This window comes from Roseburia sp. 1XD42-34, from assembly GCF_009917385.1.
In the GTDB taxonomy this organism is placed as follows: domain Bacteria; phylum Bacillota; class Bacilli; order Bacillales; family Amphibacillaceae; genus Virgibacillus.
Window position 1 is genome coordinate 126,839 of sequence record NZ_QWLJ01000008.1, and the last position, 16,248, is coordinate 143,086.

Sequence of the window (16,248 nt, forward strand, 5' to 3'; positions counted from 1 at the left end):
CTTTGTTCCAGTCTAGGACATTATAAAATTTTGCAGCTGTGGATAACTTACTAAGTTATTTAGCCACGTTCGGCTTAAGCGCCCAGCAACTAGGCGACTTCATGAAATCACCTTCCGATAAGTCATCATTGGTTCGTGCCTCACCATGATTCCTTTATCTCACTTGATTCGTTCCACTCGCTACGTTGCTAAACGGGCGCTTGCGCCTTTGTTCCAGTCAGTTATTGAAAACAAAACTCTCCTACTCTTCCTCACTAGTCATATGATAAGCGGTTAAAAATGGGCGGTCTGCATAGTAATCAGGTGGCTTAACAGACATATTCTTATGTGCTTGTTTAAAATGATCCGATGTTTTCCAGTTTTCGAAATCCTGTACAGAACGCCATTGCGTAAACACAACGTAGGTATTTCCTTTTTTCGGTTTTAACAGACGAAATGCTTGAAGTCCTGGTAACTTTTCCATATCATGCCTCTGGTTTTGAAACTGATGTTCAAAAACCGGTTGACCTTCCTCTGTGACAGGTATGTTATTCATAACGACATAACCTTCCGCTTGTATTTCTCCATTCTTGATTAAAATGTCATAATCTCTTCCAGATACGAAAATGCTTTTCGCTCGATCCTCATAATAAGCAAGTGAACTAGATTCGGCATGCATTAACCAAATCCTTTTACCTGAATGTTTATCAATTAATTTTTGCAAAAAATCGGCGGTGCCATTTGTCATGTGAGCAAGCATTGGATTGCCTCCTTTCTATTTGAATAGCTTGGTAGTGCGAATCTTAAAGTTGTGTATGCGGTTAAATATCCTGTAGAGATGTTTGAACAATTTAGTGTTTTTTAATTCTGGTGCGCCTTCTGCTTTTTAAGTGTGAAAGCGAATTTTTGGCTAATGCTTCACAGAGGAAGCTAGGATCTACTACTATACTACCTTAGTGAACGGGTTTAAAGTCAAATGATATCTTCTTCATTTTATAAATATACGTACATTTTCTGTTAACAAATGGGATGAAGGTTACTTTTGATTTAGAGCTCTCCCTTCACATTGACTCGTATATTTTCCTTAAAGTTTTCCAGTTATTTGCTTGGAACAGCACATATTATATAACAAGAAAAAATTGAAACAATTATTATTTAATATGAAATATAAATACTTTAAGATTGTAGCATTGTGTCGTATAATGTAGGAGTGATAGTGTAGAGGTGAACCAATGAGCAGAATTGAGAGAAGAAAGAAGAAGCGTTCACGCTTATTAAAAAAATGGAAAATTATTTTATATAGTTGTTTATTATTGATAGTATTGGGATTCGTCGGTTATGCTTCGATTATATTTGGTGGTCGAATGATTGTTGATGATGAGCGGTTCTTTTTGGATGCAACGACAACGATTGAAACGAAGGATGGAAAGGTAATTGGTAGACTTTATAATGAAAATCGGTCGTTGGCGACGTTAGATAAAATTCCTGAACATGTGCAAGATGCGTTTATTGCCATTGAAGACCGACGATTTTATGATCATGAAGGAGTTGACTTTCGCTCTGTTTTTCGCGCCATCTACAAAGATATTTTGGCAATGCAGAAGGTGGAAGGTGCTAGCACCATTACGCAACAGCTCGTCAAAAATTTATTTTTGAATCATGAGAAAACATGGCTTCGTAAAACAAAAGAAGTCATGGCAGCAGTTTATCTAGAGCAGACGCTGTCTAAAGATCGTATTTTAGAACTATATTTAAATGAAATTTATTTTGGTCATGGTGTTTATGGTATTGCTACAGCTGCTGATTATTACTTTTCTAAAGATGTGACTGAGCTATCTATCGAGGAAGGTGCGCTGTTAGCAGGTCTCGTTAAGGCACCGAATGGGTATTCACCGATAAACCACCCAGAAAAAGCGATAAACCGTCGGAACACGGTGCTCTATGCGATGAATGATGTCGGTGCTATAAGCTCAAAACAGCGCAATAAAGCAGAAAAACAGGAGCTGGATATACAAATGAATAAATGGAATCCTGAGCCATCGTGGTCCGATTATACTGATTTTGTCATGAAGGAAGCAGCCCAAGAGCACCATTTGTCATTAGAGGAATTACAGCAAGGTGGTTATCGCCTGATTGTTAATGTAGATGCAGAGGCACAAAAAATTGCTCACGAGCAATTTCAAAATGATACGTATTTCCCTGGAAGTACAAAAGATGTGCAAGGTGCTTTTACGATGATGGATCATAAAACAGGAGAGATTGTGTCTGTCATTGGCGCACGAGATTTTACGTTTGGTGAATTGAACCGGGCGACAATTTCCAGGCAACCAGGTTCAACCTTCAAGCCGCTAGCTGTTTACGGACCTGCGCTCATGATGGAAGAAAAATATCATCCTTACACATTAATACCTGATCAAAAACGAACCTTCGATGGTTATACGGCCAAAAATTATGATGATCAATATGATGGTGTTGTTTCGATTTATGATGCGGTCATTTATTCCAAAAATGCGCCTGCTGTATGGCTATTAAATGAAATTGGGATTGCAAATTCTAAGAAATATTTAAAAAAACTCCATCTCCCTATAAAGGATGAAGGATTAGCAATCGCTTTAGGCGGTTTAACTACAGGGGTAACGCCAGCCGCATTAATGGAAGGCTATAGCAGTTTTGCGCAGCAAGGGAATGTGGTAAAAGCTCATTCTATCCACCAGATTATGGACCAACAAGGACATAAATTATTTCAAGCAAAATCTGAAGCAGAAAAAGTATTCAGTCCTCAAGTAGCTTGGAATATGACAGAAATGCTACAGCAAACCGTTAAGTCAGGAACAGCGACAGCAGGAAGCTTTGAAAAAGCTTTAGCTGGGAAAACGGGATCGACTCAGCACCCGCAAGTGGAAGGAAAGGTGAAAGATGCTTGGTTTGCAGGGTATACACCAAAATATGCCTTGGCACTGTGGATGGGCTATGACCAAACGGATGAAAAACACTATTTATCAGGTGGAAGTGCTTACCCGACGAAACTGGCCAAGGCGATCTTAACTAAACTCGATCAACAAGAGCCTTTGGCGGATGCATTTGTCAAACCAGAGGAAGTGGCTGCTTTACCTGAACCGATTGTACTTCCAGAGATTAAACATGTACGAGCTAACTACGCTTTTGGAAGTCTGGCATTATTTCGAGGAAAAATAACTTGGCAAGGTTCAGACGATGAACGAGTCATATATCGTATTTACCGGGAAGAAGAAGGAATTGATAAACGGATTGGCGAGGTCGAAGGAAAAACGGAATTTACTGTGGAAGATGCATTGCTAAACACAAAGGAATACTATGTTGTTCCGTATGATCCGTTAACGAAAACAGAAGGTACTCCGTCTGAAACAGTAACCCTTAGCTGGTAATCATAATTTAGACAAAATAATGACAATTCCTAGGCAATACTATACACATTTCTAAGGAATCGTTATAGTTAGATTGGAAATAAGAACGTGAAAAAGGATGGATGGCATGTCAAACAAATTTAATGATACAATTATTCGGGCTTATAAAGGGGAGGCTACGAATTATACACCTGCTTGGTTTATGCGCCAGGCTGGAAGGTCACAACCTGAATACCGGGAGTTAAAGAAAAAATATTCGTTATTTGAAATTACCCATCAGCCGGAATTATGTGCATATGTAACAAGACTACCAGTTGAAAATTACCATGTTGACGCGGCAATTTTGTACAAAGATATTATGTCTCCACTGCCTGCAATAGGAATTGATGTGGAAATTAAGTCAGGTATCGGACCAGTGATTCATAATCCGATTACTTCCATTCATGATGTAGAAAAACTTGGTACTATTAATCCGCAAACAGATGTGCCTTATGTACTTGAAACGATTCGCTTGTTAACAGAAGAGCAGTTACAAGTACCTTTAATCGGTTTTAGTGGAGCTCCCTTTACGTTAGCAAGCTATATGATTGAAGGAGGCCCATCCAAAAATTACAGTAAAACGAAATCGTTTATGTATCAGCATCGAGACGCGTGGTTTTTATTAATGGATAAGTTAACAGATATGACGATTACGTATGTGGATGCACAAATAGATGCTGGTGCTCAAGCAATCCAGATTTTTGATTCCTGGGTTGGCAGCCTAAATGCTGCTGACTATCGAATTTTTATTAAACCAGTGATGACAAGAATATTCTCTGAACTTCAAAGGCACGGGGTTCCATTAATTATTTTCGGTGTGGGGGCTCGTCATCTATTACTGGAATTTAATGATTTACCAGTGGATGTTATCGGACTTGATTGGCGCACATCGATTCAAGAAGCAAGGAAAATGGGTGTAACCAAGGTGCTGCAAGGGAATTTGGATCCAGCTATTTTGTTAACAGAATGGGAAACGATAGAGAGACGGACACAAGCAATCTTGGATGAAGGCTTAGCGGATGGAAACCATGTATTTAATTTAGGACACGGTGTAACGCCAGATATTCAGCCGGCTACGTTAAAACAGCTAACTGCTTTTATTCATGAATATACCAATCGAGAGATGTAAATAAAACGGGAACTTTTTATTTGAAAGGTGTGGAATCATGGAAAGAAAGAGAATGGGATTATTAGTTATGGCTTATGGAACGCCATATAAAGAAGAAGATATTGAGCGTTATTATACACATATTCGCCACGGAAGAAAGCCTGAGGAAGAAGCTCTACAAGATTTAAAAGACCGTTATAAAGCAATTGGCGGTATTTCCCCACTAGCAAAAATTACGAATCAGCAAGTGGAGAAGCTGGAAGCGACCTTAAATGCTGTACAGAATGAGTATGAGTTTAAAGCATACACTGGGTTAAAACATATTGAACCGTTCATTGAGGATGCAGTTCAGCAAATGGCAGAAGATGGCTTGGAAGAAGCAGTATCGATTGTTTTAGCACCACACTACTCTACTTTTAGTGTACAATCCTATAATAAACGAGCTAATGATGAAGCTAAAAAACATGGCATCATGATTTCTTCTGTAGAAAGCTGGTACGATGAGCCTGGCTTTATTAAATATTGGGCTGATCAAATTGCTGATGTCTATAGGGAAATGACAGAAGAAGAGCGAGAAAAAGCTGTACTTATTGTTTCCGCACATAGCTTGCCTGAAAAAATCTTGCAGAACGGTGATCCGTATCCGCAGCAATTGGAAGAAACAGCAAAATTGATTTCAGAGGCAACTGGGATTTCGAATTATGAAATAGGGTGGCAAAGTGAAGGCAATACACCTGATCCTTGGTTAGGACCAGATGTACAAGATCTCACAAGAGACCTTTATGAGCAAAAAGGATACCAAACATTTGTCTACGCTCCAGTAGGATTTATTGCGGACCATTTAGAAGTATTGTATGACAATGATTATGAATGTAAAGTGGTTTGTGATGAAATAGGTGCGGCTTATTATCGTCCCGCAATGCCAAATACACATCCGCAATTTATTAACACATTAAGCGATGTCGTATTAAAGCAAGTAAAGCGTGAAGCAAATGAGTAATCCGAAGCAATTCGTCGTTATAGGTGGCGGAATAACCGGCTTATCTGCCACCTACTATTTACAAAAAGAGATCGCTGAAAAGCAGCTTCCTTACAAGGTAAAACTTGTTGAAGCAAGCGGTCGATTAGGAGGCAAAATCAGGACATTGCAACGGGATGGCTTTACTATCGAACAAGGTGCTGACTCGATGTTAATTCGAAAAAAACCTGCTATGAAACTAGTAAACGAGTTAGGACTTGAGGATCAAATCGTTCGTAATGCTACAGGTAAATCCTATATTTTAAAAGGGAATAAATTTCATCGTATGCCGCAAGACACATTTATGGGCATTCCAAAGAGTGCTCGTTCAGTGTTGTCTTCCACATTAATCTCTTCAAAAGGAAAAATGAGGGCGTTAGTGGATTTGTGGAAAGGAAAAAGGAACGAAGAGACGGACGAATCGTTAGCTGCTTTTTTTAGACGTCGCTTTGGTAATGAATTGCTTCATAATCAGATTGAAACGCTATTATCTGGAATTCATTCCGGAAACATTGAGGAAATGAGTTTAAAAGCATCATATCCACAATTTCTCCAATTGGAAAAAGATTATGGTAGTTTAATCAAAGGATTAAAGCATACCATTCCTCAAGCGAATCAGGAAAAGACGAAGGAGCCTGCACCAGGTGCGTTCTTTTCATTTCAAAACGGATTAGGTACAATAGTCGATCGGTTAAGGGAAACGATTGGCGAAGAAAACATTACTTTAGAAACAGCAGTAGACCATATTGAGAAAAAAGAACATGGCTACCATTTATTGCTAAGTGATGGGGCCGTATACAAAGCAGACGCTGTGATTATGGCTACACCGCATTTCACGGTACCAAAAATGTTTAGTCAATATGATTTCTTTAAACCATTTTTAGATGTTCCTGCCACATCTACAGCGAATATAGTGTTGGCATTTAATAAGGTCAAAATAAAGAAGGATATAGATGGGACAGGGTTTCTTGTTGGTAAAAACAGTAATTTTCACATTACTGCTTGTACGTGGACGCATAAAAAATGGCCATTAACGACGCCGGATGAAAAAGTTTTGTTACGTTGTTATGTTGGTAGACCTGGTGAAGAAGCAATTGTGGAAGAGTCAGATGATGCTTTGACAAACCTTGTATTAAAAGATTTACACAAAGCAATGAAATTAAAGGGAGAACCTGCGTTTAGTGTTGTTACACGTTGGCGAAATGGCAGACCACAGTATACAGTTGGGCATTTAGAAAGACTTGCTGAAATAAGAAAACAAGCTGCTACGAAAATTCCAGGTGTTTTTTTAACAGGTTGTTCCTACGATGGGCAAGGTATTCCGGACTGTATAGAACAAGGAGAAAGAGCGGCTCAGGAAGCGTTGCATTTTGTTTTACGTTAATAAAATTAATTCATTACTTATATAGTGAAGAACCCAAAGGAAGCACAAAGCTAGCTTTTGGGTTCTTCATTTTTTATAAGATAAGAAAGCATAGATTTTGTCGCTTTGGTGGATAACGAAATAACTGAATATACACGTCCGGCGCATGCGCTCAGCAACGAAGCGACTTTAGAAATACGCCCTACGATAAGTCACCATCCGTTCGTGGCTAAGAGGAAGGCCGACTAAAAACGGGCTTGCCCGCCCAGACGTCGGTATACGCCTCATGATTCCTTTATCCCGTAAAAAGGCGTTATAGACTCCCACGGTCTAAAAATAGAAGATGCAAGCTGAACAAGTAACAGCACCTATATCCGATTCGTTCCTTTAACGTTTCATAGGAGATGAGTGAAAACCCCCTCTGATGGAAGATTCACTTTATCACTTCTGCTTCTCTTCTCGATAGCTTGCTTCTAGCTGGTCAACAAGTGAACCTACGAAGGCAACAGCTTGCTTAATCGCAGTTGGTGTGGACATGTCTACACCCGCTTTTTGGATCAAGTCGAGTGGTTTAAGCGTTCCTCCTGACTTTAACACTTCTATCCAGCGTTTGGCTGCAGGAGCGCCTTCTTCTTGAATTGTCTGTGCTACAGCAGTGGAAACTGTTAACCCTGCGGAGTACGTATAAGGATAGAGTCCCATGTAGTAATGAGGCTGGCGCATCCAAGTGAGTCCTGCTTCTTCATTAATCGTAACGGTATCTCCCCAGAAATTTGCTAAAGCTTCTATCTTTTGCTCGGAGAGAACTTTTGCAGTTAAAGGCGTTCCACTTTCTGCTAAAGTATAAACTCTTCGTTGAAATTCAGCTTCAAGTAAATGCGTAACAAAATTATGATAATACGTTCCTAATAATTGGGTGATAATCCAGCGCTTCATTCGCTCATCATCTGTCTTATCTAATAGATGATTCGCAAGCAGAAGCTCATTTAATGTAGAAGGCGCTTCAATGAAGTACGTCGAAGGACGCGTATTAAATAAAGACTGTGCTTTTCCCGCAAAGTAAAAATGCCCTGCATGACCTAATTCATGTGCTAATACAAATGCTCCGCGCATCGTGTCTGTCCAAGTAATCAGAATATACGGGTGTACTCCATAAGGACTCGAACAGAAAGCGCCTGTTGCTTTTCCGACATTATCAGCTAAGTCGATCCAACGGTTTTCAATAGCTTGTTTCATCACTTGTTGATAGTCTTCACCCATTACACCAAGAGCTTCAATAATAGTAGCTGTTGCTTCCTCGTATGTTGTTACAGGATTGAAGCTTGGGTCAAGCGGAGCTTTTAGGTCACACACATATAGTTCATCCAGACTTAGCTGCTCTTGTTTTAAGCGCGCAAATCGTTGCATATGAGGTGCGAGTTCTGTTTGAATAACATCAAGCTGATTATGGTACATATCTGTTGTAACTTGTTGCGGATGCAATAGCATATCAGTTACATTGTCATAATGACGTTGCTGTGCCATGACGACTTGCTTGGTAACCTCTGTTGCATAAACAGCAGCGTATGTATGCTGATATTGCTGAAGAGTTTGTACAAACGAGTGATATGCGTTTCTACGAGCAGTGTGGTCTGCTGTTAGCTCATAACGATCTTCGTATAATGCAGCAGACATAGGAAGTTCATTGCCTTGTTCATCAGAAATCGATGCAAATACCATATCCGATGATTTGCTTCGCTGATAAATCATATATGGAGCGTTATGCACTTCTGAAAGAGCAGCTAGCAGTTCTTCTATTTGCGGAGATAAAGTATAAGGCTTCTTTTCTATCAAGTCAGCAAGCATTTTGCGGTAAGTTGCTAATGCAGGGTGTTGTTTGACAAATTCACCCATTGTTTCGGTAGGTATTTCCAGAATTTCCGATTGAATAAAAGAAAGCTTTGCCTGGATTTTTGCTAATGCTTGGGCGACTTTTGCACTGTCTTGCTGACGAATTGGATCTGTTCCATCGGTACTGTTTCGTAAACTAGCATAAGTTGCTACACGGATAACCCTTTTTTGAAAAGTCTCGTATGCTTCTATGCATTGATGCAGTGTGGAAGCTTCTTTTCCCAATTCTCCTTTATAAGAACCGAATTGCTCCACATCTTGCTGAATAGCTCGTAATTCATTCTCCCAATCCATATGTGTAGAAAATAAATCTGTAAGATCCCATGTGAGTTTTTTCGGTACCTCAGAACGTATTTGTCGTTTAACCATTCACGCTTCCCCTTTCCTAAATAAAAAGTGACTATTACCTAGATATGAAAATTACGTATTACGAAATATTATTTTTTATATCATTATATTACAATGGCAGGAATAATGATAGATGTTTTAAGAAAATTTAGTAATCGCTAACCAGATGGTATTGAATCTTCTCATTTTGTAGCGATATTAGAAAGGATTTTACCCATAAAAAAAGCTGACGTTAATTATTCGTCAGCAGTTCGTATGACCTTCATTTTACATGAAAGGAACGAATTGTCTTCTATCCTTCTTCATGTAGCATAGTGAGGGGGGAAAACCCCTTGCTAAAAAAATGATTTATATATATTCGATTGTTAGGATCGTGATGGTATGAACGAAAAGTTTCAACTGAACCAGACATTTACTGTAATCGGACCTTCCACCTACTCTTCTAAGCTTTAACTTGCAGGATGGAAGGGATGGTCTTACTGTCAATGACATAAGGGATAGATTCTTTATCTGGCTGGATGGTCGCAATCATCACATAAATTTCCATAGCAATCTGCTTTTTCAATCATATCATGACCACATTTACTACATTTTTTCTTAGGTAGATTTCTGAAAAACTCAAGAACGTTCATCATTAGGAATTCCTCCTCTTAAGTAATTATGATCTATTGTAATATAACAGTATGAATAAAGTCAACACTGTGTTACAACAAAAATGTTTATTTTTTAACAGATACGAAAGAAAGTATAAAATTTATTACTTGTCATAACGAAATCACCGAATAAGCCACGTCCAGCGCAAGCTCCCAGCAACTAGGCTACTTCACTCCATTGCCCTACGATAAGTCATCATTGGTTGTAGCTATGAGGAAGACCGACTAAAAACGGGCTTGCCGATCAGGCGTTGGCATACTCCTGGTTTTAGTGACATGATTCTTAAAACTTTAGTTGCTTCGTTCCAGTCGCTACGTTGCTAACCTGGCGCCCTGCGCCTTTGATTTAATTACTGATAATCTGTGGTATGGATACCATCAAATAAAGCCATCATCTAGGGGAAATGAGATGAGTGACCTAATGGTAGCTGTATTACAACAATTCCTGTTTTAAGACGTATGTCTGATTTTGGTGAAGATAATGCTCGTAAAGTTTGTTAATATGTATTCTATTTTTTGTAGCTTGGATCCATGTATACGGTTTGTTACTAATAATATTCTATATTGATGGACTATACATGTTTTAAATTCTTAGTATATTTTCGTTTTAAGTCACGGAGAGGGAATTCTTTTGCTTCCTTATGGGTTTTTTATTAAACTATAAGTGGGTATACAAAAAACTTGGCAAAAGTATTTCAGCAATAGGTCGTCTGTCTGTTTCTGTGAGATAAAGTGAATCTTCGAACAGTGGGGGTTCTTTCCTCCCTCACGGCTGGTTAGTACCGTAATGGTATACTAAAGGCTCCTTATGAGTTTTAGGTGTTAGTATCTCACTTCGATTAGTTGCAGTATGAATTTTTCAATTCTTGTAGTGGGTGTCTTACAGCAGCTTATAAGCGATATCCATGATTTCTATCTACACCATTGAAATGACGTACGTCAATTTCTGAACTTTTGCTTGCTTTCTGGATCAGTACTAGAAAAAATTTATATTCCAAACGTTGGAAGGAGCCTACTAGGTATGAAATTTATAGATAATAAAGGTATTTTAGATCCGTCTATGAACTTAGCGTTAGAACAATATATTGTAGAAAACTTTGGTGAAACGGACACATTTTTGCTGTTTTATGTAAACCAACCTTCCATTATCATTGGGCGAAATCAAAATACCATTGAAGAAATAAACACACACTATGTGAACGAGCATGATATTAAAGTAGTGCGCCGTTTATCTGGCGGTGGTGCTGTTTACCATGATGAAGGAAATTTAAACTTCAGTTTTATTACCAAAGATGATGGAAACAGCTTTCAAAATTTTGCTAAATTCACACAACCGGTAGTAGAAGCCTTAAATAAATTAGGCGTACCAGCAGAATTGAAAGGGCGTAATGATTTAGTTGTGAAAGGTCGTAAAATTTCGGGGAATGCTATGTATGCAACCAAAGGTAAGATGTTCAGTCACGGAACGCTTATGCTTGATTCAGAAATTGAAAATGTTGTATCAGCTCTTAAAGTCAATAAGGAAAAAATAGCGTCAAAAGGAATTAAGTCTATCCGGAGCCGTGTAGCAAATATATCAGAATTTCTGGAACAAAAAATTTCGATGGATGAATTTAAACAAGTTATTTTACGTCATGTGTTTGATGTAGAGAATATCTCCGAAGTTCCTCGTTATGAATTAACAGAAGAAGATTGGGAAAATGTGAAGCAAATTTCTGGTGAACGCTATAATAACTGGGAATGGAATTATGGGAAGTCACCATCGTTTAATATTCAAGCCTCCCATAAATTTGATGCAGGTCTTGTTGATGTTCGATTGGATGTGAAAAAAGGAATGATTGAAAACTGTAAAATTTACGGTGATTTTTTCGGAATTGGAGAAATTAGTGTCTTGGAAAATAAATTAATTGGTGTTCGCCATCAACAAGAAGCGATAGAAGAAGCATTGGCAGATGTAGATGTCCCTCGTTATTTAGGAAAGATAACGAAGGAAGACTTTATACATTTAATTTATTAATGTAAAAAACGGTAGGAAAGGGAATCCTTTTTTAATGATAAAGTATAAAAATTGTTGCTTTGGGGATACAGACTTAACGGAATAGCCACGTCCGGCTTAAGCGCCCAGCAACTAGGCAACTTCACGAAGCGCCCTACGATAAGTCATCATCGGTTCGAGGTTAAGAGGAGGGCCGACTAAAAACGGGCTTGCCGCTCAGGCGTCGGCATACTCCTGTTGCAGGAGCATGATTCCTAAAACTTTAGTTGATTCGCTCCAGTCGCTATGTTGCTAAACGTGGGTATGAGCTCCAAACTATATTTGGACTCATGCCCTTTCATTTTTCTACGGGCTGACAATGAATCTCTTTTTGACAACGTTTCCACTTGATTTGAAACCGCACCTCATATATAATTGAATTGTTTAACGATTCGTATAGTTTTGACGGGGGTATGGAAAAAATCAATTCTATTAAAATGAATGATTATTCATTCATTTTAACGGGCAAGGGGGAATAATATGAATATTAGCGAACAATTGTCTATAACGGCACAGGAATATGCGGATAAGCCAGCCTATATTTTTGAGCATAACATAACAAGTTATCAAGAACTCAATCAAGTGGTAACATTATTTGCCTCAGGTTTGGCTTCGCTCGGCTATAAAAAAGGTGACCATATTGCTTTGGTTGTTGGGAATAGTCCGTATTATATCATTGGCCTATATGGAGCTTTACGCCTAGGCTTAGTAGTTATTCCAATCAATCCATTATATACACCAACTGAAATGAACTACATATTATATAATGGCGATGTACAAGCTGTCATAACGTTAGACAGAATGCTAGAAAAATTTCAGGCTATGGATCGAGAGTTAGATATTTCGCATTATATTGTTTGTGATTCCGGGGCAGAAGAACAAACAGTATCGATTTCGCAGCAAAAAATACACGCTTTCTCAGAAGTTTTTCAGTTAGGAAAACCACATTTTTCCGGCCCAGAATTACATAAACATGACCCGGCTATTGTTTTGTACACATCAGGTACAACAGGTGCACCAAAGGGAGCAGTGCTTTCCCACCATAATATATATTCTAACGCAAAGGATGTGGCTGATTATCTAAGTATAAATGATGAAGATAAAGTAATTGCAGCTTTACCTATGTTTCATGTGTTTTGCTTAACAGTTTCGGTTAATGCTCCATTAATGAATGGAGGAACGATTCTCATTCTACCGAAATTCTCACCCACTGCTGTATTTGCATTGAGTAAAACGTATGAAGCAACCATTTTTGCTGGTGTACCAACTATGTATAATTACTTATTACAAGCAAAAAGCAGTAATCAAGAAAATCCTTTTTCAACGATTCGCTTCTGCATCTCTGGAGGTGCTTCGATGCCTGTAGCTTTATTAAAAGGATTTGAGCAAGCCTTTGATGTGAAGATTTCTGAAGGATATGGGTTATCCGAAGCCTCTCCAGTCACGTGCTTTAATCCATTAGACAAACCACGTAAACCTGGATCTATTGGTCGGAGTATCCAAGGTGTTGAAAATAAGGTGGTGGATGAGTGGGGAGAAGAAGTGGCTACTGGTGAAGTAGGCGAATTAATTGTCCGCGGGCCAAATGTCATGTTAGGCTACTACAAACTTCCAGAGGAAACAAAGGCAGTTTTAAAAGATGGTTGGTTATATACAGGGGATATGGCGCGGATGGATGAAGAAGGGTACTTTTATATTGTGGACCGCAAAAAAGATATGATACTAGTAGGCGGTTATAATGTTTACCCTCGTGAAGTGGAAGAAGTTCTTTATCGTCATCCTAATGTAGTAGAAGTAGCTGTGCTAGGTTCTCCTAATCCAGAAACTGGGGAGGCAGTACAATGTTTTGTGGTGACAGATAGTCCTCTTTTAACGAAAGAGGATTTAACAGCATTTTGTCAAATCCACTTAACTAAATATAAAATTCCAGAAAATATAATATTTTTAGATGAATTACCAAAGAATACAACAGGGAAAATTCTAAGAAAAAATCTACGTGAACAAGTGCTTCAATAATAAGTGGAACTTTGGTGTTTGTGCGGATATCAGCTTTTATTCTAGTTTCGCTGTATGACTCCCACTTTAGGAGTTGGATAATCCATATTGCGCTAAGTCTAAAGTGGGAGATACTAGCACTTAAATGCTGGTTCGTAGAATACCTTTAGGATGATACATCACGGTACTATCTCGAGGAGGAACGAAGTCTCTGCGTTGGAGATGCTTTATATAGTGCCCAAGAGAGATTGATAAGATGCTGTTTTTCATTTATAGCTTAATCCATTAACAAACGTCAGCTTTACTCGTATGGAAGCATAGCTTCGTTTGATAACTGGCAAAAGTTAACCTTTGTTTGTTTTGGATAAAATGAATAAATTAAATGGAAAATTCACTTTTTTGTTTCTTTTTTCGCAGAAGTTTGGTAATTTAATATTTAAGCCACTTTCTTTTCTACTAGGAAAGGATGAAAATATGTTTAACTTTTATACAGAACCCCCAGAAATCACCCCCTTTACTGCTGCATTGATCGCCCAACGCGATTCTAATAATAAACCAATGACGATGGTGCTTGAAGAGCAGGGAGAATATGCAGTCCGCTGTACGCCAAGTAAGATGATTGACCATGCATGTAAATATTTCGGAAGTAGTCTTAAAGGAAGGCAAGATGGAACACGTGATATTTGCGGAATCACGCATAAAGCACCGATTACCGTCGATCCGCTGAGCGGCATGTATTTTTTCCCTACTATTTCTCCATCTAGTTCGCAATGTACGTGGATTGCTCATTCCCATATCGACCAAGTTCAAAAAAAGGGCGAATATGATACGGAAATTATCTTTCATAATGGCAAAAGCATTGTGTTAGAAATTTCATACGGATCCATGTTAAATCAAATTCAGCGAACAGCTCAATTCCGTTATTTATTAAATAACCGCCTCAAGTTTTTAAAGAAGCACATTGATCAGCCAGAATTGATTTTTCCATCAACTCCTCAAAAATAAGTTTCACCTTCTTTCGGATGGCTGGATTAAAATAATTTCGTTTCTCCTCACGACCTTGACACAAAAACAAATAAGATGAAAATGAATCGTTCTTATCTAGCTTTACAACTTGTATCTGTTTTTGTTGCATGGTTTTTCGCAAGCTTTTTCGTTCTTGAAGTGCCAGATGTTCCATTTTTTTTAAGACTTCTAAGTATGCCTCTTTTATTTTAAATGCTTTAAATCCCCCTGCTTGTAGAAAGTAAATATCTTGTTGGATGACAACAATAGTCATGGAAAGAAACAGAAAACGTGATGCTAACGCCAATTCATCTTCATTTAAGTAGCGCAAAAAGGCCCCTCCTTTTACAAGAACGTTTGTTCCTATAATAATAGTATATGTGATAGTCATAAAAAAATTCAATTCAAAATGACTTAAAAAGAAAAGAAAGTGGCAATATGAATGATAGGGACTATGCATATTTGTTCTTTTCAATTAAAATAGAAATAGTTTACATGTAATAGAGAAGATTTAAATCACGAACAAAAGGGTAAATATACCGAAAAAGCGAACCGAAATTTCTGCTTGATCTCGTACTCCGGGGGGATCAAAGCTTTATAACATCTAACTATGTACTATAGGAAGAATGACGATAAAAAGGTTTGAAAAGAGTCACTTTGCTGGTAACTTCTATACGCTTTCTTTAAACGTGTTAAAACTTTATATTCCGGAAAAATGACATTCATATATCGAGGAGATTTACTACATGTTTTTATTAGACATCCAACTATCCGATTGGGAAATGATTTTTAATAGTGAAAATTTTGATGAATACATAATGGAATTGCTGCAAAACTATGAGAGCTTAGGACCGCTTCCAGGTATTTTATTACCGTTTATTGAAGCATTTTTACCGTTTCTGCCTTTAGTTGTGTTTGTATTTGCTAATGCAGCTGCTTACGGGCTGTTGGAAGGGTTTATTTTATCTTGGGCAGGATCCGCGCTTGGAGCGATACTCGTTTTTTTAATTATCCGCAAACTGGGTGATCGCAAGATTTTTATAGTAATCCGTAAGAATAAACAGGTAAGGAAAGTAACCGCATGGCTGGAAAGGCATGGATTTGGACCATTATTTTTATTAATGTGTTTTCCATTTTCTCCATCATCCGTTATAAACGTTGTTTCTGGGTTGTCTAAAATCAGTACGCAACAATTCATATTAGCCGTGATCATGGGGAAATCCGTCATGATTTTCTCTATTGCCTATGTAGGATCAAGCATTATGGAGTTTGCAAAAAATCCAGTAAAAACCATTGTCGTTGGAGGGTGTATCGTCCTATTTTGGCTGGTAGGAAAGTATATTGAAAAACGATTGCAGAAAAAAGCGCAGTTGCGTGAAGAATCAGACTCTAAGCAAGATTAAAATATTGTTTTCTAGGGTAAGCTATTAGT

At 38.2% G+C, this 16,248-nt stretch carries 13 protein-coding genes; 8 read left to right on the plus strand and 5 right to left on the minus strand.

Annotated elements, in window-relative coordinates; genetic code table 11:
* Positions 1 to 241: 241 nt before the first annotated feature.
* Positions 242 to 739 carry an antibiotic biosynthesis monooxygenase family protein gene (locus D1839_RS06680; RefSeq protein ID WP_120378784.1) on the minus strand — a complete coding sequence of 166 codons (498 nt, stop codon included), beginning with the start codon at positions 737 to 739 and terminating at the stop codon, positions 242 to 244.
* A 472-nt stretch (positions 740 to 1,211) separates the two neighbouring features.
* Here D1839_RS06680 and D1839_RS06685 point away from each other — a divergent pair, with 472 nt between their 5' ends.
* The 4 genes from D1839_RS06685 (at position 1,212) to hemY (ending at position 6,911) form a co-directional block, all read left to right on the plus strand.
* Positions 1,212 to 3,383: a transglycosylase domain-containing protein gene (locus D1839_RS06685; RefSeq protein WP_120378785.1), complete on the plus strand. Its 2,172-nt coding sequence runs from the start codon at positions 1,212 to 1,214 to the stop codon at positions 3,381 to 3,383.
* Between the two features lie 106 nt (positions 3,384 to 3,489).
* Positions 3,490 to 4,530 (plus strand): uroporphyrinogen decarboxylase, encoded by a 1,041-nt coding sequence (gene hemE / locus D1839_RS06690; RefSeq protein ID WP_120378786.1) that lies wholly within the window; start codon positions 3,490 to 3,492, stop codon positions 4,528 to 4,530.
* A 37-nt stretch (positions 4,531 to 4,567) separates the two neighbouring features.
* Positions 4,568 to 5,509 (plus strand): ferrochelatase, encoded by a 942-nt coding sequence (hemH, locus tag D1839_RS06695; RefSeq protein ID WP_120378787.1) that lies wholly within the window; start codon positions 4,568 to 4,570, stop codon positions 5,507 to 5,509.
* Complete coding sequence (hemY, locus tag D1839_RS06700; protein ID WP_120378788.1) at positions 5,502 to 6,911, plus strand: protoporphyrinogen oxidase; 1,410 nt, start codon at positions 5,502 to 5,504, stop codon at positions 6,909 to 6,911. Before hemH ends, hemY begins: the two co-directional genes overlap by 8 nt.
* A gap of 420 nt (positions 6,912 to 7,331) precedes the next feature.
* Here hemY and pepF read toward each other — a convergent pair whose 3' ends face one another.
* The 3 genes from pepF to yhfH all read right to left on the minus strand — a co-directional run bounded on the left by pepF (position 7,332) and on the right by yhfH (position 9,763).
* Positions 7,332 to 9,149 (minus strand): oligoendopeptidase F, encoded by a 1,818-nt coding sequence (pepF, locus tag D1839_RS06705; RefSeq protein ID WP_120378789.1) that lies wholly within the window; start codon positions 9,147 to 9,149, stop codon positions 7,332 to 7,334.
* Positions 9,150 to 9,570: 421 nt separating this feature from the next.
* Positions 9,571 to 9,693 (minus strand): hypothetical protein, encoded by a 123-nt coding sequence (locus D1839_RS20760; RefSeq protein ID WP_286164742.1) that lies wholly within the window; start codon positions 9,691 to 9,693, stop codon positions 9,571 to 9,573.
* The gene (yhfH, locus tag D1839_RS21290) at positions 9,635 to 9,763 is read right to left on the minus strand and encodes a protein YhfH (RefSeq protein WP_072741007.1); all 129 of its coding nucleotides are present in this window, start codon (positions 9,761 to 9,763) and stop codon (positions 9,635 to 9,637) included. The genes D1839_RS20760 and yhfH overlap by 59 nt, the downstream gene beginning before the upstream one ends.
* 1,039 nt (positions 9,764 to 10,802) lie before the next feature.
* On the opposite strand from yhfH, the gene D1839_RS06715 reads away from it, so the two are divergent.
* From D1839_RS06715 to D1839_RS06725, 3 genes are all read left to right on the plus strand, one after another.
* A complete protein-coding gene (locus D1839_RS06715) occupies positions 10,803 to 11,798 on the plus strand; it encodes a lipoate--protein ligase (RefSeq protein ID WP_120378790.1) in 996 nt (331 codons plus the stop codon).
* Positions 11,799 to 12,296: 498 nt separating this feature from the next.
* Positions 12,297 to 13,832: a fatty acid--CoA ligase family protein gene (locus D1839_RS06720; protein WP_120378791.1), complete on the plus strand. Its 1,536-nt coding sequence runs from the start codon at positions 12,297 to 12,299 to the stop codon at positions 13,830 to 13,832.
* Positions 13,833 to 14,285: 453 nt separating this feature from the next.
* A complete protein-coding gene (locus tag D1839_RS06725; RefSeq protein WP_120378792.1) occupies positions 14,286 to 14,816 on the plus strand; it encodes a competence protein ComK in 531 nt (176 codons plus the stop codon).
* Here D1839_RS06725 and D1839_RS06730 read toward each other — a convergent pair.
* Positions 14,752 to 15,147: a hypothetical protein gene (locus D1839_RS06730; protein WP_120378793.1), complete on the minus strand. Its 396-nt coding sequence runs from the start codon at positions 15,145 to 15,147 to the stop codon at positions 14,752 to 14,754. The genes D1839_RS06725 and D1839_RS06730 overlap by 65 nt on opposite strands.
* A 415-nt stretch (positions 15,148 to 15,562) precedes the next feature.
* Between D1839_RS06730 and D1839_RS06735 the strand changes: the two genes are divergently transcribed.
* Positions 15,563 to 16,219 (plus strand): TVP38/TMEM64 family protein, encoded by a 657-nt coding sequence (locus D1839_RS06735; protein ID WP_120378794.1) that lies wholly within the window; start codon positions 15,563 to 15,565, stop codon positions 16,217 to 16,219.
* Positions 16,220 to 16,248: the final 29 nt, after the last annotated feature.